The sequence below is a fragment of the Novipirellula herctigrandis genome (assembly GCA_007859835.1).
Classification (GTDB): domain Bacteria; phylum Planctomycetota; class Planctomycetia; order Pirellulales; family Pirellulaceae; genus Novipirellula_A; species Novipirellula_A herctigrandis.
Map to the genome: position 1 here is coordinate 6,374,992 of SJPJ01000001.1, position 26,271 is coordinate 6,401,262.

General features: G+C 53.1%; 14 protein-coding genes. 3 read left to right on the forward strand and 11 right to left on the reverse strand.

Annotated features, from left to right (window positions below):
• The first annotated feature begins 132 nt into the window (after positions 1-132).
• The gene (locus CA13_RS23375; RefSeq protein WP_146400799.1) at positions 133-1,629 is read left to right on the forward strand and encodes a glycoside hydrolase family 10; all 1,497 of its coding nucleotides are present in this window, start codon (positions 133-135) and stop codon (positions 1,627-1,629) included.
• A 158-nt stretch (positions 1,630-1,787) separates the two neighbouring features.
• Here the strand turns inward: CA13_RS23375 and fabF are convergent, their stop codons facing one another.
• From fabF to CA13_RS23405, 6 genes are all read right to left on the reverse strand, one after another.
• Entirely contained in the window at positions 1,788-3,041 is a 1,254-nt protein-coding gene (gene fabF / locus CA13_RS23380; RefSeq protein ID WP_146400801.1) for a beta-ketoacyl-ACP synthase II, read from the reverse strand.
• Between the two features lie 270 nt (positions 3,042-3,311).
• Entirely contained in the window at positions 3,312-3,557 is a 246-nt protein-coding gene (locus CA13_RS23385) for an acyl carrier protein (protein ID WP_146400803.1), read from the reverse strand.
• A 251-nt stretch (positions 3,558-3,808) separates the two neighbouring features.
• Positions 3,809-4,567, reverse strand: a complete 759-nt coding sequence (gene fabG / locus CA13_RS23390; protein ID WP_146400805.1) for a 3-oxoacyl-[acyl-carrier-protein] reductase — start codon at positions 4,565-4,567, stop codon at positions 3,809-3,811.
• A gap of 84 nt (positions 4,568-4,651) precedes the next feature.
• The gene (fabD, locus tag CA13_RS23395) at positions 4,652-5,578 is read right to left on the reverse strand and encodes an ACP S-malonyltransferase (RefSeq protein ID WP_146400807.1); all 927 of its coding nucleotides are present in this window, start codon (positions 5,576-5,578) and stop codon (positions 4,652-4,654) included.
• Between the two features lie 163 nt (positions 5,579-5,741).
• Positions 5,742-6,101 carry a 50S ribosomal protein L32 gene (rpmF, locus tag CA13_RS35535; RefSeq protein ID WP_419194729.1) on the reverse strand — a complete coding sequence of 120 codons (360 nt, stop codon included), beginning with the start codon at positions 6,099-6,101 and terminating at the stop codon, positions 5,742-5,744.
• 121 nt (positions 6,102-6,222) lie between these two features.
• A complete protein-coding gene (locus tag CA13_RS23405; RefSeq protein WP_146400811.1) occupies positions 6,223-6,690 on the reverse strand; it encodes a hypothetical protein in 468 nt (155 codons plus the stop codon).
• A 320-nt stretch (positions 6,691-7,010) separates the two neighbouring features.
• Between CA13_RS23405 and CA13_RS23410 the strand changes: the two genes are divergently transcribed.
• Positions 7,011-7,220 (forward strand): hypothetical protein, encoded by a 210-nt coding sequence (locus CA13_RS23410; RefSeq protein ID WP_419194730.1) that lies wholly within the window; start codon positions 7,011-7,013, stop codon positions 7,218-7,220.
• Positions 7,221-7,417: 197 nt separating this feature from the next.
• Here the strand turns inward: CA13_RS23410 and lpxK are convergent, their stop codons facing one another.
• The 4 genes from lpxK to CA13_RS23430 are packed head-to-tail and all read right to left on the reverse strand — an operon-like array spanning position 7,418 to position 14,418.
• A complete protein-coding gene (lpxK, locus tag CA13_RS23415; RefSeq protein WP_146400815.1) occupies positions 7,418-8,476 on the reverse strand; it encodes a tetraacyldisaccharide 4'-kinase in 1,059 nt (352 codons plus the stop codon).
• A gap of 1 nt (position 8,477) precedes the next feature.
• Entirely contained in the window at positions 8,478-10,937 is a 2,460-nt protein-coding gene (locus CA13_RS23420) for a DEAD/DEAH box helicase (protein ID WP_146400817.1), read from the reverse strand.
• A complete protein-coding gene (locus CA13_RS23425) occupies positions 10,930-12,945 on the reverse strand; it encodes a hypothetical protein (protein WP_146400818.1) in 2,016 nt (671 codons plus the stop codon). Before CA13_RS23425 ends, CA13_RS23420 begins: the two co-directional genes overlap by 8 nt.
• A 21-nt stretch (positions 12,946-12,966) precedes the next feature.
• Positions 12,967-14,418, reverse strand: coding sequence for a Gfo/Idh/MocA family protein (locus CA13_RS23430; RefSeq protein ID WP_146400820.1), 1,452 nt, complete (start codon positions 14,416-14,418; stop codon positions 12,967-12,969).
• Positions 14,419-14,668: 250 nt separating this feature from the next.
• Between CA13_RS23430 and CA13_RS23435 the strand changes: the two genes are divergently transcribed.
• On the forward strand, positions 14,669-15,562 hold the full coding sequence (locus CA13_RS23435) for a serine/threonine-protein kinase (RefSeq protein ID WP_146400822.1): 894 nt from the start codon (positions 14,669-14,671) through the stop codon (positions 15,560-15,562).
• A 105-nt stretch (positions 15,563-15,667) separates the two neighbouring features.
• Here the strand turns inward: CA13_RS23435 and CA13_RS23440 are convergent, their stop codons facing one another.
• On the reverse strand, positions 15,668-25,816 hold the full coding sequence (locus tag CA13_RS23440; protein WP_146400824.1) for a hypothetical protein: 10,149 nt from the start codon (positions 25,814-25,816) through the stop codon (positions 15,668-15,670).
• Positions 25,817-26,271 lie beyond the last annotated feature (455 nt).

Here is a 26,271-nt window from a genome sequence, read left to right on the forward strand (position 1 = left end):
ACAAAGTATACTAATTCGGCTCTTCCACCCTTGTGATTATTTGAAAACAGGCGTGTGGGAGCCCAGCGGTCGCAGCGGCATTGTTTTTTTGCGTCTTTCGTCTTTTTTCCTCGGATTGTTTGGCTTCACACAATGGGACAGTTTCATTTCGACGTCCCCGATAGCGTTCAAGAGCTGATCAACCAATCCTTGTGGAATGATGCGTACATTTGCGGAATTGAAGGTGTCCCATGGCAATCGCGAAGTGAATTCAATGGTTCACGTTTGACGATTACCCGAGGGATCGACTCGTCCGGAAAACTCTTCATTGCCTGTCCGGTCGACAAAGTGGGGTTCTGTACCCTCAGTACCTGCAGTTTGCGTCCCATTGATGAATCGCACCTGCTGATGCTTGAATTGGCTCGGGGGAGTTGTTTCCGTGCACGAATTCAATCGGACACTTGGGAACGGGCCGGTTTGGTGCTTAGCGACAAGTTCAATGATCTGTTGAAGGAAGGGACCGAGCGGTTTCTTGACGCAGCCCAGCGACGTGGTGATCCGGGATTGGCTTCCGAAATCGCTGTCGAATCGATCTCGTTGCTTACCCAAGCGCTGGTGGATCTAGGCGATAGTTATGCGATGCAGTCGATCGCATTTCGCAAGCAGCGGGAAACGAACATTGGGACGTTGATGGCCGCAGCGGTGGTGCCGCCAAGCCCCAAGACGACTCAGCATGCAGACGCGTTTTGTTCGGCATTCAACGCAGCTGCGGTGCGAATTAGTTGGGCGGACATCGAAACAGATTCGGGACGCTTTGATTACGATGCAGTCGAAGAATCGATCGGTTGGTGTGCCTCCAAGGGACTTCGTGTGATCGGTGGGCCGTTGGTTGATTTTCGCGAGCGACTGCTGCCGCATTGGTTATACCTGCTCGAAGAAGACTTCGAATCCCTGCTGGCGTCGGTGTGTCAATTTGTTGAACGGACGGTGTTAAAGCTACGTGGATCGGTTCAACTTTGGAATTGCGCATCAGGGCTCAATACGCCGGGGCCGCTTGAACTTGATGACGAACAAGTGATGCGATTGGCGGTGGGGATATTGCAAACTGTCCGGCGAAACGATCCCAATACGCCGGCGATCATGAGTTTTGATCAACCTTTCGGCGAATATTTGGCCAATCATCGTGACGGCATTTCTCCCCTGCACTTTGCTGATGCGCTCGCGCGTAGCGGGCTTGGAATGGCGGGGATCGGGTTGGATGTGCGAGTCAATTATGCTCGCGGTGCAACGCTGCCACGAACTGCGGTCGACTTTGGTCAAATGATCGATCGCTGGGCGACTTTAGGAATGCCGTTGATGGTACAACTCGCTGTCCCCGGTGATCGTGGCTTCGACGAGCGTTCGTCCTACCCAGTTGAAACTTTGGCGGCGACACCAGCAGATTTAGATTGCCGTAGCGATCAGCTTCGTATTGCTGGTCCGATGATCCGCACGCTATTGGCAAAGCACTGTGTGCATGCGATTGTTTGGGAAGGGTGGTCCGATGCGGAGCCACACGTCCTGAGCCACTGCGGTATGATCGACGCGAATAACCAGGTCCGTCCGTTACTAGAGTACGTCACCCGCGTGCGTCGCGAATTTCTGGCCTAATTGAGGCTTCTTGTAATGGGGCCACTCAGGGCGAAAGGCATTGCATGGAGCTGAAAAAAGACGCCATGTCTTCTGCAACGCCATGTCTTCTGCAACGCCAACGCGTTCTTAGCCCTATCCCCGCGTAACGAACGCCGGAGCGACCTACAGCCGGTCGATCAGCCGTTATGCTTTGCCAGGACGATGCACGCGTTATGGCCGCCGAAGCCGAAGCTATTGCTCATTGCGATATTGATGGCACGATCTCTTGCCGTGTTCGGCGTGTAATCTAAATCGCAATCAGGATCCGGCGTTTCGAGATTAATCGTTGGCGCGATCCGCGAGTTCTCCATCATCTTGCAAGTCATGACTGCTTCGATTCCGCCACTGGCACCGAGCGAATGCCCCAATGCACTTTTGGTACTGCTAACCGAAAGCTTGTAGGCGTGGTCACCGAATACTTTCTTGATTGCCTGGGTTTCTGCTTTGTCGCCTAATGGCGTGCTGGTTCCGTGAGCATTGATGTAATCGACGGCGGTGGGTTCGATTCCTGCGTCGTCAATTGCAGCCTGCATTGCCGCAGAGGCTCCGGTGCCGTGTGGGTCTGGGGCGGTAATGTGGCCCGCGTCGCTAGTGGTTCCAAACCCAAGGACTTCGGCGTAGATGTGCGCTTTGCGAGCGAGGGCATGTTCGAGTTCTTCAAAGACGAGCACGCCTGCGCCTTCGCCCATGACGAACCCATCGCGGCCAGCGTCGAATGGACGCGAAGCGGCCGGTGGATCGTCGTTCCGAGTGGAAAGGGCTTTCATGTTTTGGAAGGCCGCTAAGCCCATTGGCGTGATCGCTGCTTCGCTGCCGCCCGTAACCATGACGTTGGTCTCACCAAGGCGAATGCTACGGAGTGCTTCGCCCATCGCGTTGGTCGCACTTGCGCAAGCGGTGGCGACTGCATAGTTCGGGCCACGAAGGCCATAGGTGATTGAGATGTTTCCGCCAGCCGCGTTGAGCATCATCTTTGGGACGGTGAAGGGGCTGACTCGGTCAGGTCCCTTCTTAATCATCTTTTCAATTTGAGCTTCGATCTCACTCAGTCCACCTACGCCACTGCCGATCACGACACCGCAGAGAAGTCGATCGACCGAATCAAAATCAATCTTCGAATCGTTGATCGCTTGATGGCCGGCGTGTACAGCAAATTGAGTAAAACGGTCGAGACGTTTGACCTCGCGTCGTTCCACAATGCCATCCAGATTAAAATCGGGAATGTCGCCGCCGAAATGGATTTTGTATTTTTTCGTGTTAAGAATTGTTAGTGGATGGACACCCGACTCACCAGCAACCAATCGCTGCCAAACCGTCGCAACATCGACTCCGAGCGGCGTAACCACGCCCATACCAGTAATAACCACACGACGTGCCGACCGCGTTTGCATCGAAAAGAGCCTTCAAGAAAAAATTAAATTGCAGGATGTATGGACAAAAAAATGGAGCGGTAACAAAGCAAGGGCTTCGTTGCTTTTGACTGATCTTCGTTGCTTCTGACGGATAACGTTCATTAGGCATAAAATAAATGCCGCCTTTGAAATATCGCACTCACCTGTGTTTCGGGCGGTGGCAACATTCTTGGGCGGCAAAATCATCAACATCAAAGTTGATTGAAGCGTCTGGCTCGATGGGGAGATGTCATCAAGTTCGGGGCGAACTTATACATCTTCGCCTTTGGAGCTTTCGATAAAGGCGACCGCTTCGCCAACCTTTTGGATCTTTTCAGCAGCTTCATCAGGAATGCTGATGTCGAACTCTTCTTCAAGTTCCATTACCAATTCAACGGTATCGAGCGAATCGGCACCTAGATCGTTTACAAACGAAGTTTCGAGTGTGATCTTGTCTTTGTCGACGCCAAGTTGTTCAGCAACGATATCGACGACGCGTTCTTCGACGCTAGCCATGGGCTATACTCCAGGGGAAATGTCAGCAAATGTGTGAAATGGGGAGGAAGGTATGGCGGTTAGGATCTGGTGAAGACCAAATTCGTAAAACCGGTGATCTGAATAAATTAGAGCCCGGTGACAACCAATGCTTTCGCGGAAAAGAATAGGTCAAACAGCTAAATCCCGTCAATACACCGAAGGGCCTTTCTGGGGCGGAAGTGCCGTGTTTTTCCATCTCCGGCAGGTTGCGTTGTGGCGACCGCGGTGAATTAACCGATCATTCCGCCGTCCACGACGAGTGTTTGGCCGGAAATATAGCCCGCATCCTTGGACGCCAGGAATAAAGCCGCCGCTGCGACATCTTCCGGTTCGCCCATTCGCTTGGCGGGAATCCGTTTTTTGACTTCGTCGAGAATCACATCGCCGAGTTCTTTGGTCATTTCGCTGGCAATAAATCCCGGAGAAATCGCGTTGACGGTCACGCCGCGGTTGACCAATTCCTTGCTCATTGTCCGCGTCATGCCAATCATCCCCGCTTTGCTAGCCGAGTAATTTGCTTGGCCAGGGTTTCCGATCATCCCCGAAATGCTCGACATATTGATGATTCGGCCATATTTCGCCTTCCGCATGATCCCAGCGGCGGCGCGACAGCAGACGAAACAGCTCGTCAGGTTCGTGGCGATGACGTCGTCCCATTCCTCGTCCGACATCCCTCGCATTAACTTGTCGCGAGTAATCCCGGCATTGTTGACCAAGATATCGAGCCGGCCATGTTTTTTCTTGACATCATTGATGGCTTCAGCAGCCGCTTTGCGATCGGTCACATCGACGGAAACGGCTTCAGCAGAGCCACCTGCGGCCTCAATCTCGTTGACGGTGGTAGCCAATTTCTCCGCGTTTCTCGCCATGCAGACGACTTTGGCCCCGTTTTGGCCCATTGCCACGGCGATTGCTTTGCCCAGGCCCTGTGACGCGCCGGTCACAATTGCTACTTGATCTTTCAGGTCTACGGAAATCGACAATTGCATCTTTTGGGTTCTTTCGAAAATTTTGGAAACAAAGGGCCCTTCCGTCCGCCAAAATTGGCCCCGTTGAAGGTCGCCCGATTAGGATCAACCGTCACCAAAGCCTTCCATTGGTGTCTTGCGTTTGATTCGCTTCAGAGTCCCTTGCAGGATTTTTCCGGTCCCGGCTTCGATGAAGCCTTCGATTCCATCGTCCATCATTTGCCGGACCGATGCTTCCCAGAGGACGGGATTGACGACTTGGCGGCTCAGCAAGTCCTTGATTTCGCTTGCTTTGGTATGCGGCTTACCGTCGACGTTGCTATAGACCGGTATCCGCATGTCGGTGATTTCGATTTGGTCAAGAGCTTCGGCCAACTTTTCGACCGCCGATTGCATTAGCGAAGTATGGAACGCACCCGCGACCGTTAGACGGATCACTTTCATCGCGCCCGCCTCGGCGGCGATCGGTTCGACGCGATCGATTGCCGACAAATGGCCTGAAATCGCGATATTGCCTGGGCAAAGTAGATTCGCTGGGCGAAGCACTTCGCCTTCTTCGCGAGCTTGGTCGCAAACCGATTGAACTTTTTCAAGATCCAGTCCGACGACACTTGCCATTCCGCTGCCGACCACATTGGAAGCAGCCTGCATCGCTTCACCACGACGTTGGACGACGCGAACGGCGTCTTCGAACTTCATTCCGCCAGCAAAGCAAACCGCAGTGTATTCGCCAAGGCTTAAGCCAGCGGCGGCTTTGATCGATTGGATCAACTCAGGCCGTAAAGTGGCCAAGACGTCTGCCGCAGCGATGCCAACGACAAACAACGCCGGTTGGCAAAATTCGGTCAAATTTAGTTTTTCTGCTGGGCCATCGAAACAAAGGCTTGCGAGGTCATACCCCAGAACTTCGGACGCGGCGTCAAAACGACGGCGTGCGTCAGGGTATTGTTCGCAAAGCCACTTGCCCATGCCGACTGCCTGGGCACCTTGTCCAGGGAACAAAATGCCAGGGGATTCCACATCGAGTGCCACTATTGGCTCCTTCGGTAGAGATTAAGAGAGCGTGAGATACGCTGCGAAGAGAGATTGAGAGCAGATCGTCTGAAAAAGGGACTCGTCCATGGAAAGCTCAGAAAACGGAGTCTTTCGACCTCGAAGCTGAGTCTTTTAGACCAGAAGACCGAGTGATCCGATGTTACTCTTCTGCTTGCTCAACAACGGTACGACCTTGGTAATACCCGCATTTTGGGCAAACCGTGTGTGTTGGCACAGCGGAGCTGCATTGAGGGCAATATGTCACTTGACGTCGTTTGACGTGATCGTGAGCGCGACGTGAGCCCGTGCGGGCGTTGGAGTGTTTTCGTTTTGGGACGGCCATCTCTGGGGGTCCATAGAGAGGGGGAATTCGATTGATTTGAGCCGCGTATGGTAGGTTCAACCGTACCAATCCGTCAACGTGGCACGCCAAGTTTCTTTGGAATTTGGTTAAATGACTGTGAATCGCCGCCACGCGATACCGTGAACCACCACGGCGCAACCCCGCGTGATTCCCCATTCTCGCTCTGCCATCAGCCGCCCGCCATCACGCTCCGGCCTACCAACCGTGTTGCGGCCAACCAATCGTGTTGCGGCCAACTAATCGTGTTGCGGCCAATCAATCTCGTTGCCGCCACGATTTAGTTCCGGACGTAGATGGGAACATAGATGGTCCGACGGATTGGATAGGGACTGCTGGTCATCGGGATCGAGTTCCAGCGGGGGCGTAGCGGTTCGTATCCCGTCCATAAGCGGTTCTCAAGGCGGGCGAGTCGCTGTTGAGCTTGCAGCATCGCTCTGGCTTGCCGCATTTCGGCAGGGGTCATTCTCGAACGAAGTTCACTTGTATCGGTTGGACCCGATGGAATGGGTGGCGACACGCGTGATGGACTTGAAGACAACGATTCGAACAGATTCGATCGTTCGAGTTGGTCATCCGCGTCTGCTTTGACCGGTTTCTCCATGGAACCAAAATCGTCGAGCACATCGACGACGTCCCCGAATTCGTTTTCCTGTGCAAAAGAACGTTGATGCATGCCAAGAAAACCGGTACACAGCGAAAAGGTAGTAGCAGCGATCATGATCACAAAAGGAAAACGGACGTTCATGGTTACTCACTTCGAAAATACAGAGGGTGCGTCGGAGAGTCGCAGCCAAATCGATGGCTTTAGGTAGAAAGTCGGAGTCTAACGACGCACTGCATCACCATGACCGTTACAAGATGCCCCACTTCGTTGGTTTTAGGTGGGGAAACTGAGGATTATTTGGGTCCTCCCCTTCAAATTCTACGAAAAGCGATTCCACTGTTAGTGTTCGTTGATGCCTGACGGCGGTGCGAGGCTTGCTTAGAATAGAGCCAAGTGAGTAAATGCATCGCTACGGCGAAACATGACTTCTATACAACACTCTGAGACTGAGGATTAAGACAGTGCGAAACTTCGTAACGATTCTAACGACCACCTTTGCTGCCGCTTTACTCGTGGTCGCTGTTGGTTGCCAACCGCCAGCGAAGAAACCTGACGTATCGACCGATGTAACGGTTGAAGAAGCAACCGAATCGAATACCACGATGGCAGTTGAAACACCAAGCAGCAACACGACCACCGGCGTCGAAACTCCTGCTGGTGAAACTCCGTAGTTCGAGTTGCACGGTTTTCGTTCGCGAAAGACCTATATCCAAGCACTTGTTTATCCAAGCACTTGTTCCCGGGCCAACGACCTGGGAACGAGTTTGTTTTGATTGCGGGGACCCTCTGCTTGTAGGCCCCTTTTCTTTTAGGTTCTTAGTGGGTAGTTCGCTGCCGCCGATTAGTTCGTCGATTTATAACGTGGTGCTTAGCTCTCGGTCGGTAAGGCTGCTTTGAGCTTTCTCTCTAGCACTTTCGCATCCGATGTGAGCTTCAATTCAACTAGTAAAGCTGCAACGGGGACTCCGCCCAGTTGGTCTGTGCACAACTTCACTAAATCCTTGTGCGTGCAGACGATCATCGAAACCGGGGCAACGAAAGAACGGCACCACTCGCGAATCCCTTTGACTGTCTCGGGCGAATAGGCGTCATGGTCGGGCAAGTCACGCGAATCGATAATGTTGGCTCCACACTTTCGCAGTGTCTCTTTGAAGGCTTCGGGGTTTCCAATCGCCGAAACGACCGCAATGTTCTGGCCCGCGATATCCGCTAATGGCCGAGTTTGATCGGGATACTCGAGTAGTGACGTCGGCGCGTGCGTGCAACGAACCACCGGAATATCCGCTTTCACATGATGAATTCTCTGGGTGATTTCAACGGTTCGTTCTTCACTAACGGCATCGGAACGAGACAGCATCACGATGTCGGCGCGCCGCAAACTCGACAACGGTTCGCGTAGTAGGCCTCGCGGTAACAAATGTCCAAACCCAAATGGTTCGGTTGCATCGACGACGACGATATCGAGATTGCGATGCAAACGACGATGCTGAAAACCATCGTCCATCAAGATCAATTCAGTTTGCAATTCTTCGACTGCAATTCGTGCCGCTTCGACGCGGTCGGGGTCTTGCACATGAGGCACATCGGGCAATCGGGCATGCAATTCCATCGCCTCGTCATTGGAACCACTTTCACCGCGTCCGTAACCGCGGCTGACAATTGCGACACGGACACCTTTGCTACGAAACCATTTCGCCAAAAAGCAAACGATCGGCGTTTTTCCTGTTCCCCCCGTGGTTAAGTTGCCGACGCTGATGACGGGAACGCCACAGCGATGAATTTCGTTGCGACCGTTGTCAAAACTAAGATTGCGATACCACACTCCTAGCCCATAGGGCAACTTTGCGATCGACAAGCCGGTTCGCATCAACACTGCGAGTGAGTCTTTGCGTTTGCCGCTCATTACCGATCGGAAATCAAACGCCATGCTACTGGTTCCTTCGTCCTAAGCCGACGAGGTCATCGACGGGGCTTTTCGCATCGGCCAGCATTTCGTCCGTGCTTTGCGGGTCGATATTGCGGCACGCTTCGGTCAACAAATCGGCTAAATCATCGAGCGGGTCTTCCCACGTGTCCACGGTGGATTCGGCCGGCGGTACGTTTGCCATTTCGTCGAGTAGAAGGATCATTCGCAAGCAATGTCGAAACAAAATGCCTTCTTCTTTTTGTAGCTTTCGAGCCGTAACGTATTTGTTGAAGTCGCCACCAAATTCGAGCAATTCTCCTACGATCCAAACCGGCCGTACATTGACGTTATGCACTCGCGGAAACGCATCTCGGAACAGGCGGAGTAATTTTTCTCCAATGGTCAGCGGCCAAACCTTCGGCTCTTCGAACATGACTCGGCCAAACCCACGGTCGCGAACCTCCTCTTCCTCATCGTCACTTTTCGCGCCAAGTTCTTCGGCCGTCGCCAAGCCTAACTTCAATAGTTGAGGATCGAGTCGGGTTGTTGCCAACGTCCCCGCCGGCATATCGTCGTACGAAGGCATGTGAGTGAACCGAGCGACGGTCCCAGGGACTTCCAAAACACTTTCGAGAGCCGCGATCCGTTCGTTCGGATCGGCGATCGCCAATTGATCTGCCAAATAAACGCCAAACAGTGGATTGATGCTTCGCAAATGCACCAATCGTTCGAGCCGCTCGGTCGGACGAGCATGTTGGGGTTGGTAATCGTCGACTTCGTATCCACGACTTTCGATTAAACTCGGGTCTTGATTTTCTTCCGTTTCCACTTCGGGTTTTCTAGAATCGCCTTCTCGCATTTGGTCCAAAATTTGGCCAAACAGCCCCTCGGTCGCGGGCGGTGCCTCTGTTGGATCCGCTTTCGGCTTCATTGCCTTTGGCTGAGCAGCTCGCGGTTTTGGATCAAGCTCGACGTAGCCAGCTGACCACAACGTGATTAGCATTCGATTTAAATCACGCTGAGCTTCTTCGATCCCCTTTGGTGGTAACAGTCGGCGAGCGACGAGATCGCGAATCGGTTGCACCGCTGAGTCTTGGCCCAATAAGTAAGCCAACAACCGCCACGGTAATCGTCCGCGGCTGGACAGATTGGCCGACGCAGCCAGCTGCAATTGTTCGAATTGCGAAGCCGTCCAATACGATTCTCCAGCCCGCCGTTTGGGCATTTTTTTCTTGAGCTTTTTCTTCGCCTTTAGTAGCCCTGGATCTTTCGTGTCATCGGGGATCTGATCGAACTTTTCACGCCACTTGTTGATTTTTACATCGTCTTCGTGAGCCAGCGAAAAGACGTAGCCGCGATCGTCGAATTGAGGCCGACCGGCGCGGCCAAAAATTTGCTGAGCCGAAGCTGCATCGACTAGTTTCTTTTTATCACGTGGTCCTTTTAGCAGGCTCGGCAGGACAACGCTTCGGGCAGGCAGGTTAATCCCGGCGGCCAATGTTTCGGTACAGACACAAAACGAAAGGAGTTTACGTTGAAACAATTCCTCGACGATGCGGCGGTATCGCGGCAACACACCCGCATGATGTACACCGACGCCTCGCATCAAAATTGCTTTCAACTTCGGGCCGGCTCCTTCGCTCATATCGGCTGCGTTCAAGTAGTCGGCCAATTCGGCTTGTCGGGGTTTGTCGATTAGCTTCTTGCCTTTGAGCAGTTCCGCTGTGGTCCAGCATTGCGAGCGGCTAAAACAAAACAGCAGAGCCGGCGTCCGGCGAGCGGTTTCGTCACCCGCAGCGATCTTCTCGGCGAAGTCGGCCAAAATTTCGTCGTCGACCCATTCATATTGCAGCGGGACTTTTCGCTCGGTGCCGACGACTAGCTGCAGTCGACGGTTGTGGGCACGGTACAACCACGAGGTGAAATCCATCGCATTGCCCACGGTCGCACTGAGCAACAACGTCCGGATATGCGGCGGCAACATCCCCAGCGTCAATTCCCAAACAATGCCCCGTTCGGGATCATTGAAACAATGGAATTCGTCCATCACGACGGAGGAGACTTCGCCAAAGTTGAATGACTCGGGGTTGAGCAGCCGATTGAGCAAGATCTCGGCAACGACCACCAAGACTGGCGCATCGGGATTGACCCGGCGGTTTCCGGTGACCAATCCCACTTGGTCGGCCGAAAAACCCCAACGAACGGCCGATTGGCGAAGCTCGTCAAGTTTTTGATCCGTCAGTGCGATCAACGGCGTGGTGTAGTACATCCGTTTGCCCGTCCGCAACGCTTCGTACACGGCCGCTTCGGCAATTAACGTTTTTCCCGTTCCGGTCGGTGCACATACCAAAACGCCTTGCTCGTTGGTGAAATAGGCGAGCAAAGCCTCTTCTTGGACGGGATACGGTTCGTACGGAATCTTGTCAAAGTATTCGGCAGCGAGCGTGTCGCGATCAGGGATGTCATTGGGCTGATCATTCATAGTGCCCCTGTTGTAGCAACTCCTTGCGATTTTCGCACTGCCATCCACAACCGCGCAGCCAATGAATCGAAAGCAACACGGTCCCCAAAATCAATACGGTTCCGTAAATCGACGTTGGCAAAACAATGAAGAAATAATCAGCAATCGAATACCAGCCATATTCCATTACAGCAAAGAAGGCGTTGAAACCGAATGCGGCGACAAAAGCCGTGATTGCAGAGGCAGCGAGTCGTCGCTTATTCCGTTCTTTTCCCTGCAGTAAAGCGATTATCGCTCCAATGCAAATCAATCCTGCTAACAACCCGACGGCCGCAAAAAAAAGTAGCCCTTCAAGCAATTGAGGAACATCGATCGCTCCAAATGCGGCGAAGCCTACTGCTGCGATTAACGTCAATTCGATGATCGATCGAACCCCCGTCGGTGGTATCGCCTCGCTCGATTCGCGATAGTGTGTGAGCGTCCATGGAGTCCAAAATTGGATCGCCACCGCGACCAATCCAGTGGCAAGCATCTGAGTAAACATCACCGCGCAAAATCCCTCGATGAAGTCGATGTCGTTAGCATTGATCACGACACGATAGGCAATCACAAACGCAATCGTTCCTGGCGAGACGATCAAGGTGGCGATGGCGAAGCGAAGCAGAACCGATCCGTGCCAAAACATCGCTGCGCTAATGGCAAGCGAAAACAGGATCATCCCAGGGAACGCGATGGATTGGAACACAATCATCATCATGGCAAACGATGGTTGGCCAGGAAAGAAATCCTCGATCAACTCCATTGTCACGGGAACCATGATGCACAGGACGGTAAGTGCTATGGAGAGCCCGGCAAACCCCGCGATTAAACTGGTTCTTTCTATCGAGCTACCATTCGGCAGATCTAATTTGGGAAGCACCCAAGCGTCCACGGGGTACTGCTCATCGATCACGGTTGACTCATCGCATCCCTCCCATCGTATGTCGCCCGCCATCTCTGACGCGCGTTTTTTGAGAAACATGGCTTTGGTGTAGCAAAATGCTCCAATGGGATAATCGCCCATCACGGGTGCTTTGCGATTGAAGAAATACCAGCCCGTGGCTCGCAGCCAATCCATTCCTAGCCACAAGGTGCCAGTAAGCATTGCCGTGCCCAGTACCGTTAACGCAAGAACCGATGGGAACGATGCACCAAGCTGTCCCACGCCAAATTCGTTCATTACGAAGATCGAGTTCGTCGCATAGACTGCGACAAAGCAACTGGTCGCGACCCAAAACGTGCCTCGAAGCGATCGGGCTTGCTTTGGCAACCATGATGACATCGCTGCGATTGCGATTGCACCCAACACAACCCCCGCTATCCCGGCGTAGAGAATTGCTTCGGGTGTGTCCGTCGATCTCATTGGTGTGGCGACCGCAAAAGCAATCGCTGCGATCACGGTTAACTCAATGATCGCTTGAATGCCCATCGGCCGAATCGGTTCAAAGTGACCGCGGAATTGCGATGCCGACCATGGCGTCCACCACTGGAACACAATTGCGATCGATGCGATCGATAAAAACGCAACGATGGTGGATTGGAAAAGAAGTGCCGAAACATTTGGATCGGGACTCTCGGGCATCCAGACAAGGAATAGTGTGAATGTTCCGAAAAAGATTGAAAACAGCGCCGCTGAAAAACGGATCAAGACTCGCCCGTGCCACAACACCGCCGTGACAATGCAAAGGCTGAATAGCGCAATCAGCGGACAAACGATGATTTGTCCTGCGATCATCCCGGGATAAAACGTTCTTGCGAACGGTGACGAATCCTCCACCAACCATTGCACGCCCGGCAAGAAGGTTGCCAAGGCACAAAAAATGGCTCCCAAACCACCGATGCCGAGCAAAAAACTTTTTCTCGAAACATTCGGATTGGCGGGGGGATCAAAAGCTCGAAGCAGCCACGCTTGGGGCGGAACGTGATTTTCCGGCATCGCAAAATGGTTATTTGAATTAACCAGCGGGTCGAGAATCACGTGTGACTGCATCGAAAACCTTCGAGTCGCTGGTTACGCCAATTCGGGCACTTCGTAACCCGATCGGTATTGGCGTTTGAGCATGGCATTTCCTTGGGCCGAGCCCTCGCCGACAAATTGTTCCGTTTCGGGGTCCAACTCAAGCATTGGGCTCAACTTGATTTGGTCGCTTTCGATTTGAATCTCGTTTTCGGCCAAATGTGTTTTCATCTCTCCGATCAACGATTGCCACTGAGGCATTTCCAACCCATTCGCTTCGGCCGCCGTGTAAGGGGCGCCGACTTGGAAACCGACGTTGACTAAGTTGCACCACCCGGTACTGTCATTACCCACTTCGACGTCCGCATTTTGGATCGATCGGTCTCGCGTTCGAACGGCTTCAATAAAGTTGGCTTGATGCGTTCTTCCCGCGTCACCTTTGAACGAGCGGATCTTTTTGCCGTCCGCGTCAAACGCGGATGCCGATCCACGTTGGCCTTCAAGTCGCCCTCCTTCGCAATAGGCAATGTAGCCGCTGTTAGGACCAGGATGTCCGGGACTTTTCTTTGCTCCTGGTTTCTCAGGTAAACCGGAAAGCCCGATTACGACAGGAATCGAGCCGGTGTCAAAGTAGGCGAAGTGAACATTGGGTGTATTGCCGGCGTCTTTCTCCCCAAGTCGGCCACCACCGACAAAGATCCGTCGGGGCAACTTCACGGAATCTTGAAGGACGTTGTTTCGGAAATCGTCGAGAACGTGAACACCCCAATTGCCCATTTCACCCGATCCGGTGTTGAAATCCCAGTGCCAATCGTAGTGTAAGTTGTTGCGATAAATGGGTTGGTCTTGTGCCGGTCCAAGCCACAGGTCGTAAGCGACGTTCTTTTCAATTTCCAGCGGTGTTTCACGCAAACCGATTGGCAGCCGAATGCCATAACGATTGACTCGGCCCGAAACGATGTCGCCGAGCGCTTTTTCTTGGTGCAAGAATTTTTTGATTTCGGCCTGCATTGGATCCGAACGTTGCTGTGTGCCAATTTGGCAAATTCGGTCGTATTTGCGTGACGCTGCAACCGCTTGTTTGCCTTCCCACTGAGAATGCGAAAGTGGCTTTTCGACATAGACATCCTTGCCCGCTTCCATCGCCATGATTGCGGCCAAGCAGTGCCAATGGTTACATGTCGCCACAACCACGACATCAATCGAATCACTTTGAATCAAATCTCGCAAATCCGCCCAGCCTTGCGCCTTGGGGAAACGCTGTTTTGCTGCGCCCAACCGATTCTCATCTGGATCGCAAAGACCCGCGATGTTCACTCCGTCGATACTATCGAACATCCCCATCAGCCCATTCGCACGACCCCCGCAGCTAACGAAACCAACATTGATTTCATCGTTTGCATTGGCAGCATGAAGGAAGCGAGGAGCGATCGCGGTTGTCAGTCCGGTTGCCATACCGGCGGCGAGAAGTTGGCGTCGATTGAGCATGGAATTGGGCTTAGACATGGAGGGAAGCCTGGGGGGTTGAAGGGCGGATTGTGAAAGCTTGTTGATAAACAATGCTGATTGTACGGGATAGACATACCTATTTGTGCTGAGGTTGCCACCGGAGCACAGATAAGATTGTAACAAGTTGGGCGTCTATGACGATCACCAATTTGTTACTACCGCTAAAGTCCGATTTTGAGACGAAAATAGACCGGTAAATACGAGCGAGAGACCAGATAACCTTTACCCGAGATAAGCTGAGACGCCCGTGGCCCCATCCCTGCGAATTTTCAACGAAGAATCCGAAAGTCCAAAATTGCTTCGCGTTGGTACGCGACTCGACAAATATCGCATTGTTAGCAGGCTTGGTGAGGGGGGATTCGCAACCGTCTATGCTGCCTACGACACGATCGAAGATCGCCGGGTGGCTCTGAAAATCCCCGAGAGCCGCTATCTCGAAAACTCGCAGACGATTGACGATTTGCAGCGAGAAGTCCGGATCATGGCGAGATTAAATCATCAGGGCATTCTACGCCTTAAAGATGCACGCTTTGTCGATGGCCACTTCGTGATGGTTTTCCCCATGGGCGAAGAAACGCTCGCCGATCGCATCACACGGCGAATCGCTCGCTCGACCGCCGTCGACTATGCGTTACAAATGATCGACGCGGTCGCCTATGCGCACGAACAACGGATTTTGCACAGGGACATCAAGCCGGAAAACTTTATTCTTTTTGACAATAAATTGATTCAATTGACCGATTTTGGTTTAGCTCGAATCCAAACCACGGCCAAGCATGTCTCGGCTTCGGGCACGCTCGGCTTCATGGCCCCCGAGCAAGCGATGGGCCATCCCGGGTATCGCAGCGATGTGTTTTCTCTTGGATTGGTGATCTATCGATTGCTTTCCGGGGAATTGCCTGACTATCCGTTCGAAGCACCGTTGCCGGGCTACCAAAAGCTTCGCAAAGGTTTGTCGAGCGATTTCGTGGCACTGATTCGTAAAGCAATCGACCCGGTTCCAAGTCGTCGTTTCCGAGATGCGGTTGCGATGCAAAATGCTGTCAGCCGAATTCGCTATCCGTTGAGTGACCGATCGGTCTCTCAGCAACTCGGTCGCCCCGTGACGGTTTCGCGACTTAGTCAACGTCGAGCTGCATAATTGCCGAGCTGTGTCGTCGGGCAGTATTGTGGACGGGCAGTATTGTGGACGGGCAGCATTGTGGACGGGCAGCATTGTCGTTGGGGATCGGAGAAAAACCAGCGACTATGTCTTCGATGGAAACACCGGTAACGAGATTGCGACTAGCAACAGGCTGGCGGCGACAGAGATGGGGGCGACGAAAAAGCCACAAAACGCGACTAACGCCAACCAAAATGCAGGGTGCCCAGCGATCGGTTCGATATGGCGCCGGATCGGCCACAGTATCCCCACCACGGCGATCGCGCACAACATGGTGATCGAATTGATCAAGATCATACGAAGACTTGATTCACTTCGGTCGGCTAATAAAACTGGGTCGTACTTCGTCGTTTCCGTAACGTTTTCAATTCGGCGGAGCCGGTAACCATTCAAATTCGAACTACTCGATAGCAAAAACTCTCGCTGCGGTTGATCACAGCAATAACGCCGAACGTGAACCAACATTTCTGAGTCCAAACGAATCCAGAACGATTCCGGTTCCGAGTCGGTTGTCACTGGCCCAGAAAGCGAATTGGAAACAGCCTTCCAATCAATCTCACGCCCGCCTTCCTTTGCGATCTCTTCATAGCGAGCCACGATTGGACGCAACCACGCACTCACTTCCGCAGTGGGGCGTTCGGCCAAGATGTCGCTCGAACTTTTCACCAATGCGTTGGCTGACTGTGCCAATGATTCCGCTCGACGCTGAAGTAGCCCGTCGAGCAGCCGGTTCGTTTGGCCTGATTCTGTGTTCGACGCTCTCACTCCCGAATCGGATAGCTCATAAACCGAAACCCATCGTTCGGACACAGGCACCTGAAGCAGTTTCGGAACGAAATCGCCACGTCGCGCACTTTCAGGCGGAACCTCGACTAGAATTTCAACCGATTGCGATAGCCGGCTAAGTGACAAAGGTATTCGAACAAGATTCCGAGCGTCTTTAGGGGGAACGGTCGCACGGTCCCCGGCGGGCTGAGCGATCGTTTCTGGCAAGACAGCTTGGTTTGCTGTCCATGCGGCAACACAGCGAGCTCCGCGAGGTAAATCAACGTCGACAGCAGAAAGCGCCCCAGGCACCAAATCCCACCGTGTCATCACCAAGACCCGCTCTTGACCGGGATAGACTCGCGTGTCGGCCGACAATGCTCGTGCGATGACGTTTTGTTGCTGAAGCGGAGCCAGTTCCAACGACCAACCCGATTGCGTCACCATGAATTGAGCGCGGGGACCACTCAAATCCGCCAAGCGACTCCAAAATGCTGGGGGCGATGCGGCACGCAGTGAACTCGATCGCCATCGAATGGGATCGTTAGTCAATCGGCTGGGAACGGAAATGTGAATCGTTCGTCGTCCTTCCCCCAACACACGAATGTTTGGCACACTGACACGTGTTTTTTCGGATGCCAACAGCGTTCCTTGAATCGTGATCATTCGACTTTCGCGAATTTCATCGTCGCAGAACACACGCACCAACTGTGTCGACAGATCACTTGCCGGTTGTCGTGACCAACGAATTGCCGGAGCGACTTCGAGTTGTTCGCACCACCGCGTCGGAATTTGAATGTCGATGTAGTCGGGTAATCGTCCGCCACTCAATCGCAACAACGTCTGCATGCTCCAGCGTCCATCTGCCCACGACAAAGCGATCAGTTGATTGGTTGCAAAATCAATCTCGCGTTCTTTGGCCGCCCACGTGACGTTCGGTACCCAATCAACATCACCGAGTGGTTCCGAATCAAACTCATAAGCGGCGATTGGCACCCAACCGCGGGCAATATACTCTGGGCTCTCGGCAAAGGAGACTTCATGGAACTGTTCGGGAACGGTCGAAACCATTGCGACATCGACATTCTGGTCTCGCGTCAACGCGTAGCGATCCGATGTCAGCAACGTAGGATGCAGTTGCAGTCGCGGCAAGCGAAAACGACCGTTGCGATTCATGTTAGCCGTTGCAATGACATCCAACCGCGACGCATTGCGATCCGACAAGTCATTTAGTAACACTTCGGTCGCCCCATCGGCCTCGATCAATCGAGGCATCACCGGTTGGTCATCGATCGTGATGGCTCGCAATGAAACACCACTGGGTAACGTTAACAGCCAACGCGCTGGCGATTGACGCGATTGACTAATGTCGGCGTGATAGCGGATCTCCATCGTTTCTTTGGTAACATGGATTTGATGGGACTGCTTGATCGTTGGCACGCCCTTAGGAATCCGAATCAATTGAATCGATGGCAATTGGCCAATCGACACGAATGTGCGATCGGGTTTTTGACCGCGATAACCTGCCCAGGCAGCTAAAAATTGGTCATCGGTCAATGCGTCAAGTGGTTCGCGGGTGAGCGGCAATACTCGGATTGCAGGATCGTTACTGATTGCGACCCAAGCCGGTTCCGTTTCAGTGGCAATGGATTGAACCACGTCCGGAACCACCATCGCGACAGCATCTTCGACCGACTGAGCATCGGCTACCCTTGATGCTAAAGTCCAAAGCAATTGAATTGGCCCCGGTTCTTCGACCAACGCCGCCATGGTGACTTGCCGACGTGTTGGGCTGAGTAAATCGGTTTGCACGATCTCCCAATTCGGCGATACCACCATCGGCATCAGTGAATCGCGAATCATTAATGAGACCGTGTCGCCAGACGCCACTGGATATGACGGGACCACTTGGCATTCGACCACCGTTTGCTCGACGCCGGCATGAATCCAATAGCGTCGACTCAGCGGGCGTTCGGTCACGAGTGAAACGACCCGGCTGTATTCCACTTCGATGTTCAATTGTTGGACCGAGCCGAGATCCGCAGTCCATATTTGTAGTTGCCGCTGCGAGATTGACTGCCCCAGGACTCTATCTTCGGTTTTGCCACTTTTGATGTGGACATTCTCAAGGTTTCCACTTCCTTCGACTGTCATCCGTGCTGCCGCAACCGGCGGGACGTTGATTCGCAGTTGCAGCTTGTTTTCGGCACTCAGCAATTCAGGAATCAGTGTCATCCGAAGTCGTAATCGTTTTGCACTGGGCACATTCACAACACCGTGGGTCGGTGACTCAGCGACGTACTGAACGATCCGATCTTGGTCCTCTTGGATCCATTCGATTCGGCGAACCGATTCTGGGGCAATCGGCAATCGAATGCGATCGGTCACTCGATCGGTGTGGATTAAGAAATCGGCCTCCACCAGAGGCGCGGTGTTGCGGACCGTGCCCTCCGGCGAATCAATTCGCAATCGGTAGTTGGCTGATTGGATTCGAGCGTCTTCTGGTTTCGATCGCGTCTCGTTGGCCAACAGATGCCTTTTTAACTGGCCGGGAATGTAGATTTTGTCGCCGACCAAGTTTCCTTCTTTATCGACAGGCACCAAGAGGTCTACCGCTGTCGAGTCGGGGGGCCGGGACTGCTGCGCGAAGACGCTTGGCGATGCAAGCACCGTCACTGCCACGAATAGGATGCCTCGCATTAACGTCGAAGCTGAAAAATCAGCAGAGTCTTCCCTTCGGCTGCCCTCGGTTGTTTCCTCCAATTCGCTTGCAAGTCTGGAAAGGTTCCGCCGTTGATTCGCCATCCGCTCTTTCCACTGCAAACTGCTAACCAACAAGGCCGCAGTAACCCCGGGCATAAGCATCCATCCAACGGCAATCGATCGCCATGGCCACCAAAGCGAAACCAACACGCCAACAATGATCGTTACGAAAACAATTGCGACAAGCGATTTGCGAGACACAAACCAGCAAACCGAAAACAGCACGATCGCGCATAAAGTTCCAAATGCCAGAGCATTATTTCCACGAACCAACCAGACTGAGTTGCCTGGATTGGTCACTGCGAGAGCCGAGCCAGGGCGGTCGATGCTGCTTGGCCAGAGCGACAGAGGTAGGAATGAATCCGACGAAGCGCGCACCAGATATTGTGATTGCATCACCACGGCTGCAATCGAAATTTGGGGAATCACACACTTCCGTAACCAGTGTCTCTGGAACTCTTGCCGGTTCCATACGATTTCGATCAGATCGACCGGTTGGATTTTGCTCGGTTCGATTGTCAGCGGTCCAAACGAAGGCTGAGGAAGCTTTTGAGCAATGCCGTTGCGACTGATCGATACGACTCGCATGTCCGCATCCGCATGGACGATGACCGGTTCTTTTGCCGAGACTTTGAATTTGGCTTCGATGCGGTCGGTGCCATGATTCGATGCGATGAGCGTCACTGTTTCACGCCAAACGATGCTAACGTTCGGATTCGATTTTTCTCTGGCAAGAATCATCGATGGTTGATCAATTGCATCGTATCGAAGCCGAGTGTTGATGTCGGTTTCAGCAAGCCAATTTGCGGGATTTGCCCGCTCCGATGCTCCGCGGAAATCGTATTGCGTTTCGCTCAATCGATTGGGGATCGCGTCTGGTAGGACAATCGGAATCGGGGCTGGAACGGTTGTGCCGTCAACACGAAGGCCCGGATAAACGGGAACACGCAACACCGATTCGTCGCACTGCTTGACCGTTAGGCCTTCGCCAATGGATACTTCCGCTGATTGGCTGGTTGCATTTGGAACCACCGGTAACCGAATCGCGAGTGAATCCGTGATGGGATAGCGGCGTTGGCCAATCAATTGTTGCCCACGCAAACTCCAGTCTGAAACATCGATGCTGTAGATGCCTTCACCCTCTAAGTTTTCGAGGAACACATCGGATGCTGGCAAGCTGACTGCACCATCACCGTCTGTTTTTCGCAGACTCCAAGTCATCGGCGGGCGATCAAGGCTGGGGCCCGTTTGGATCGTGACTTCGGAAGGCGATTGATTCATCGACGCCATCTCGACAACCAACTTTTCGTGTAGCTCCTCGCCATCGAGTTGAAACGAGAGCGTGGATGCGACATCCATCGCAACGCTTGGCGGTTGCAGTGAAATCGCGGGTGTTTGCCCGGTTTCGTCACGAAGCAGCAGAGCCTTGCTTTCGACAGAGTCAAAAAAGGGGCGAAGTCTCTCTGGGATTTCATTGCGTTCGATTCGCTGGTCCAGTAACGCCATTTGACTCGACCAGTCAAGATTCGCGGGCGGCAAAACCGATGCGAAAAAATCACCTTGGATATCAACGAAACGAAGAAACCACGAGGGTGGAATCACGATTTGCGAGTCATTTCTATCGATTCGAATTTGCCCGGTCGCGCGAACGACAAGCTCTGAATCAAACACATCCGATACTTCGGGCCAAACCAAAAAGCGAGAACTGTTTGGGTTCACCACCGGCGTTTCAATCGTACGACCGGATTGAGGTAGCACGACCGATTGCAAAGTCCAACCTCGTTGTAACTGAATCTCTACCGGTTCGATTCGTTGTGGGTCTAAACGAACTCGCAACTCGGAAGTCGCCACGAGGGAATTGTCATCAAGCGTCATTTTGACTGTCGATGTCGCTTCCCGAAGCGGGGATTCGGTGGCTAATCGGACTCGCGACCAATAGGGATCACTTGTGAAGGAGGGCGTTCCTTTTGCGATTAAGGTGCGCGTTTGTTCGCTCATCGCGGTTTCGCTCTGCACCGCCCAGTCCTCCGGCAATTGCCAATGGAGCACCCTTAGTGGCGTATGCATGGTTAGTTGGACTTGGCTTGTCACTTCCGTGGAAACAATTGCCTCGCCAACGAATTGTGGCAGCGGTAAGTCGCACCAACCATTCCTGTTAGCCCAAACCGATTGCCCTGAAATTCGCAAAGAGAGCGGTGCGTTACTCTTGTCGCTTGCTCGGTGAGCTAGGTTGAGTTCGATTTGTTCGATATCCTCCGCAACACGCGTGGATGTAAACGGAACTTCTGTGTCATCGATTTTAATCGAGGCGATCGTGCTGCCACGAATTCGCAGCGGCGGCAAGCGATCATCGGGACCAAGTTGCAACGTTGTTTGGTTTGTCCAAATCACTCGCGTCGCGTCGATGTCGTACTGAGTGAACCTGCTGCGCACCAATATCGCCGCCGGCGCGTCGGCCGTATCTCTACGTTTGGCGACTAATCGAACACGGTCAAGCCCGCCTGCGTCAATCAGGTAATAGGCCGAATCCGCCGCAAGCGATGGCGATTCCATTTCCGGAGGTGGGCTTTGCGAATAACGCAGGACTCCATCCGCTGTTTCGATCGCGATCGATGCATCGGTCTGCAAGACAATCTGAGTTTGTGGTGAAACGGGAATCCGAAGATCAAAAGACTTTGTCGTTTCATCCGTCTTGCTTTTCAAACTCCATGAAAATGCAATGGATGAATCTCCGCTTACCACGGCAACGAGATTTCCATCTGCTTGAGATTCCAACCGTGGCAACGATTCGGTACCAAGCGTGCGGGTTGCTAACGAAGATGGACTCAGTGCTAGGTTTACTGGCCCTAGGACACAACGACTTGGTTGGTCCGTGTCACACTCGATTTCTAATTCGGACCGGTCACTAATCAGCGTGTCGCCTTCAAGCCGGATCACGTACAACGACTTGCGAACTTGGCACGCATTTTTGTCCGGTATCAAACTCTTTGCGATTTTTAATGCACTTCGGAACCGGTCGATTGATACCGGTTGGAATCCATCGGGGACCAGTTCCGTTAGCTGAGAATGAAAAAGTGCGATCGGTCGCAGGCGATTCCCGTCGGGTAATTCAAGCGGCAATACTTCGAGTGGGTCGGAAGGGAGTGCCTGCGAATCGTCAGTGTCTTCCGTTTTTTTTTGAGGCTCCGTCTCTTCTGCAGGCTCCGTCTCTTCTGGAGGCTCCGTCTCTTCTGGAGGCTCGGTGGTTGCCGGTTCTTGTGGTGATGCGGCGGCCCCCTCCAGGCTTTCCGGCTGCTGAGCGAGTGATGGGGTGGCGCCCGAAGCGGCCCACAGTATGCACACGAAGAATAAAATGCTGACGCGGTTGATTCGCGAGGAGGCAGCCATCGAACGCGTCGCAGACAGTGGTCCCGAACTCTTTGAGGAACCCTCTTTGCCCCTTCGCGATGAATTGTCCTTTGGTCGTGTTCTTGCTCGAGGTGCCAATGCGCTTGAATGATCTCTTGATTGGACCAGACTGCGGATGGCCACCATCACCACCACTAACACCATTGCAATCATCCCAAATTGCCCGGCCAACACCGCGGCTTCGGGGGCCATTAACAGCATCCCAGCGAACAAGACCGCAAAAACGATCCCCGTCAGCGGATGTCGTGTCTGGGGGAAGAAAGAAATCAAAATTGCCATTAGCAAGACGATCGAACCGGTCACCATCCACAAAACCGTTCGTGACACAAAGACCGCTTGAAACGCTCGAACATCCGACCCGATATACAAATAACGATTGCCGCTCGGAATATCGACTAACTTGGTGTCGCTCGGAATATCGTCTGACTTGGTGTCGCCGACCCAATTGCCCAGCGAAAGCGAACTTTGCGTTGGTTCCCGAGAAAGCCGCCAACCATCGTATCGCCAAGCCATCGATCGACCGAGCGCTGGGGACGCCCAGATCACGTGGCTATCATTGGGCGACGCGATTTCCCAATAGACCCGTCCCACGCCGATCGGTAACGTCAACGCGGGGCGAACGGTTTCCATCATCGGTGACACCACCATCGGCAACCATACTCGCAAATCAACCGAATGCGGCTGGTCATCGGTCGGCAATGTCACCACCAACGAACTCTCTTCTCGGCGAACATGAACGGAATCCGAATCAACAAATGCTTCGGCCGAAATCGCATACTCGCCTGGTGGCAATCCCAAACGCAATTCTCGGCCACCTTGGACATTAGCCAGCAATTGTTCCATGCGTGTTTCGTAGCCGACCGCGGTCCGCAGAACCGCTTTAGAAACGAACAAATTTTGGTTTTTGTCTTCGCGTGACCGAACTCGCACGCCGATCGGTTCGCGCGGCAGGAAATCAAATACGATTACCTTGGAAGCCGTCGAATCCGTTGGCAATAGTTCAGTTTCAAGATCTCCCTGCAATGACACTCGCATGGTGCCACGAAACGTCATATCGACCGCGACAGGACGCGGGATGGGAATGCGTTCTATTTGGTCAAATGACAAGCGATCCTTCGATAAGTCGATGGGGATTGGACGAACCGAAGTCCAACGGATCGACATCGATCCACTGGATAGTTGATCCGAAATAAGCATCAATCGATCATCATCGATTCGCTCCAATACAGCCGGCGAATTATTGACCATCACACTCCACTGGGCCGCCGGTAAGGTGGATGTCGTTGCCGTTGACGCGGTAGCAGGAGCGACGGTGGTTGGGGCAACTTCGGCCGTTGGCTCCGATGATTCAAACGTCCGCAGAAAATTTTTCGATTGCAGTAACACTGCTGAGACGGTTGAAGTCTCGTCGCTTGTCTCCGAATCCGAGGGTGGCGCATCGTTTTTTGGCGGGGACGTCACAGGCGTTTGGATTTGAATGGGCAATCGACCTTCTAAATCCAATGTTGAGTTCACGACCCAATCGAGCGTGGTTCGTAGATTCATGCCATCGGTTTCGATCGTCGCATCCCCGGCAACCGAAATGCTAGGAGACCGTTCGACAATCTGGCCCACCAATTTTCCGGCGGCATCAGGCGGGATCACGCGATATTGTGTCCGACTCGAATCGACCACCCCGGCCGACTCGGTTTCAATGGATCGATCCATGTTGGTCGACGCTTCGAGGTCAACCACAATCGTTGACCGCCCACGACTCGCCAATGAAACCGAGGATGATTGAACCAGCATCGTCTCTTCGAGGTCCGCGATGCGCGGCAGATCAAATACAATGCGATTGTCTTCGTTGCGATTTAGGTCATGCTCGGCGATGATGCGTATCGGTGCCGGGTCCGTGCCGCTGAGCGATTCGAGATAGATTTCATAGAAATTTTCGTTCTGAACGGCTTCGATTCGCTGTGCGGTTTCCGAGTTTTCGATCGAGCGTAACTTCCATGACCCGAAGTCAACATTCAAGATGGTTCCCTCTGTTGCTCGCCCACTCGAAAGGATCTGGTATTCCAATCGAGCCACCGAATCATGAAGCGAAATCTCTGATTCGGTGGACAATCGCAATTGGCGACGAGTCGTCGCTAGCCACATCGGCAAATCGAACGAAGAACGGTCATACCGGAAGGAATAGGATCGCCCACTTTCATCCGACGGTTGTGCCAAAACGCTTTGGACCCATGGTCTTGATCGCCAACGCAACCGATAATCATCACCGGTCATCACTTGAATCTCACCACGTTGTCTCAGCGCGCCAATCACTTCGGGTACACGAAACACGAGCGGTGTCGAGGCCGAAGCTGCGTCGGTGGTCATTTGGAAGTTCAAACTCAAGTCAATTCGCTGTTGAGGTTCCTGGTCCTGCATTCGCAGTTCGATCAAGTCACCGTCGGACGACGCCGTCGGACCAATGATCTCCACGGATTGACCGCTCGAACCCAATTTTGGCGTTCCAATGAGGACGGATTTTTTAGGCAACCGAATTTTCACAACATTCACCGAGCCGCGCACGCTTCGTACAATCATTTGGCACGATGCAATCGGTTGATCTTGAGGTGAATCCCACTGGACGACGATACGACTGTTATCGATTTCAAGTAGTGGCGAACTGTCCGAGCCGCGGTCAAGTTTTCCCCATCGCAATGTGAAATCGCCTCCACCGCTCTCGACAACAAATTGGGCCGGATCGCCATCGCGGCGTTTCTCTTGGAGCACTTCGTCGCCACGGCCAATGACTTCACCTGTCACGTCGAATTCATCGGTCGTGATGCGGATTTGAGAAGGGGCATCAGGAAGCTGGAATTCGAGGCTATTCGGTGGCCCCGGCTCGACCCGTGCAGCAACGTTCATCGTGACAACTGCTTCGGATCTTTCGTTCGTTTTCACCAACAACAAATGGCCCGATTCGCCGCCGGAACCTCCGATACGAAAATCGTCTAAACCGACGACCTCCGGCGGACCAAGTGGATGGAAATTTCGCATCTCAAGTGGAATTGCGACGGTACGGCCATTCGTCGAGTCGATCGTCAAGCGGATCACCACCTTCAACTCCGCTCGCCCCTGAGCAGCCTCCCCGGTGATCTCAAGTGATTGAAAATCAAACACTTCGCTACGTGAATCGATTCCTGCCTCAAGATTCTGAAGCCGATCGATTTCCTCGAACGAGATCCCAGGCATCAAGACGGGGGTTCCTGATTCGTCGAGAAACAAAAATCCCTTCACTGGCAACGACGGTTTGGCGGGCAAGTCCATCGTTCTTCCGGATTCAATTACCCCACTTGGCGGCCTGGTTCCGGGGGGTTGCGCGACAAGCACGGTAGACTGGCTTAGCCAAAATGCCATGGCAAAAACGAAAATCACTATTCCGTTCAGACAGAACCGCAGCCGCCACGATGCGAGAGGGCATCGTGCTATCGTCGAATCGGAAAAATGCCAATGCGATGGAAGCACGGAAGAAGGAAAAACCCGGTTTGCGAGAACCGAAAAGGATGCAGCGAAAGAAAAGGGACTTCAAAGACGGGAATCGTTGAGAAATCATCGCCGTCCTCTACAGTCTACGCAAGCTTTGTAACCGGAAAAAGCAATTGGTTGCGACGATCGGCCGTATTCGTGGCGAAAATGCCGAATCAATCGAAAATGCCGCAAAATCGATACGATCGCTGCGAATAGGTGAGTCGTATTCTTGATGAAGCTGCAAAAATCAACAT

What these genes read in the sequence shown, in the direction of transcription:
- CA13_RS23375 (WP_146400799.1), top strand. Translation starts at nt 133, where the DNA reads ATGGGACAGTTTCATTTCGACGTCCCCGATAGCGTTCAAGAGCTGATC.
- fabF (WP_146400801.1), bottom strand. Translation starts at nt 3,041, where the DNA reads ATGCAAACGCGGTCGGCACGTCGTGTGGTTATTACTGGTATGGGCGTG.
- CA13_RS23385 (WP_146400803.1), bottom strand. Translation starts at nt 3,557, where the DNA reads ATGGCTAGCGTCGAAGAACGCGTCGTCGATATCGTTGCTGAACAACTT.
- fabG (WP_146400805.1), bottom strand. Translation starts at nt 4,567, where the DNA reads ATGCAATTGTCGATTTCCGTAGACCTGAAAGATCAAGTAGCAATTGTG.
- rpmF (WP_419194729.1), bottom strand. Translation starts at nt 6,101, where the DNA reads ATGGGGAATCACGCGGGGTTGCGCCGTGGTGGTTCACGGTATCGCGTG.
- CA13_RS23405 (WP_146400811.1), bottom strand. Translation starts at nt 6,690, where the DNA reads ATGAACGTCCGTTTTCCTTTTGTGATCATGATCGCTGCTACTACCTTT.
- lpxK (WP_146400815.1), bottom strand. Translation starts at nt 8,476, where the DNA reads ATGGCGTTTGATTTCCGATCGGTAATGAGCGGCAAACGCAAAGACTCA.
- CA13_RS23420 (WP_146400817.1), bottom strand. Translation starts at nt 10,937, where the DNA reads ATGAATGATCAGCCCAATGACATCCCTGATCGCGACACGCTCGCTGCC.
- CA13_RS23425 (WP_146400818.1), bottom strand. Translation starts at nt 12,945, where the DNA reads ATGCAGTCACACGTGATTCTCGACCCGCTGGTTAATTCAAATAACCAT.
- CA13_RS23430 (WP_146400820.1), bottom strand. Translation starts at nt 14,418, where the DNA reads ATGTCTAAGCCCAATTCCATGCTCAATCGACGCCAACTTCTCGCCGCC.
- CA13_RS23440 (WP_146400824.1), bottom strand. Translation starts at nt 25,816, where the DNA reads ATGGACTTGCCCGCCAAACCGTCGTTGCCAGTGAAGGGATTTTTGTTT.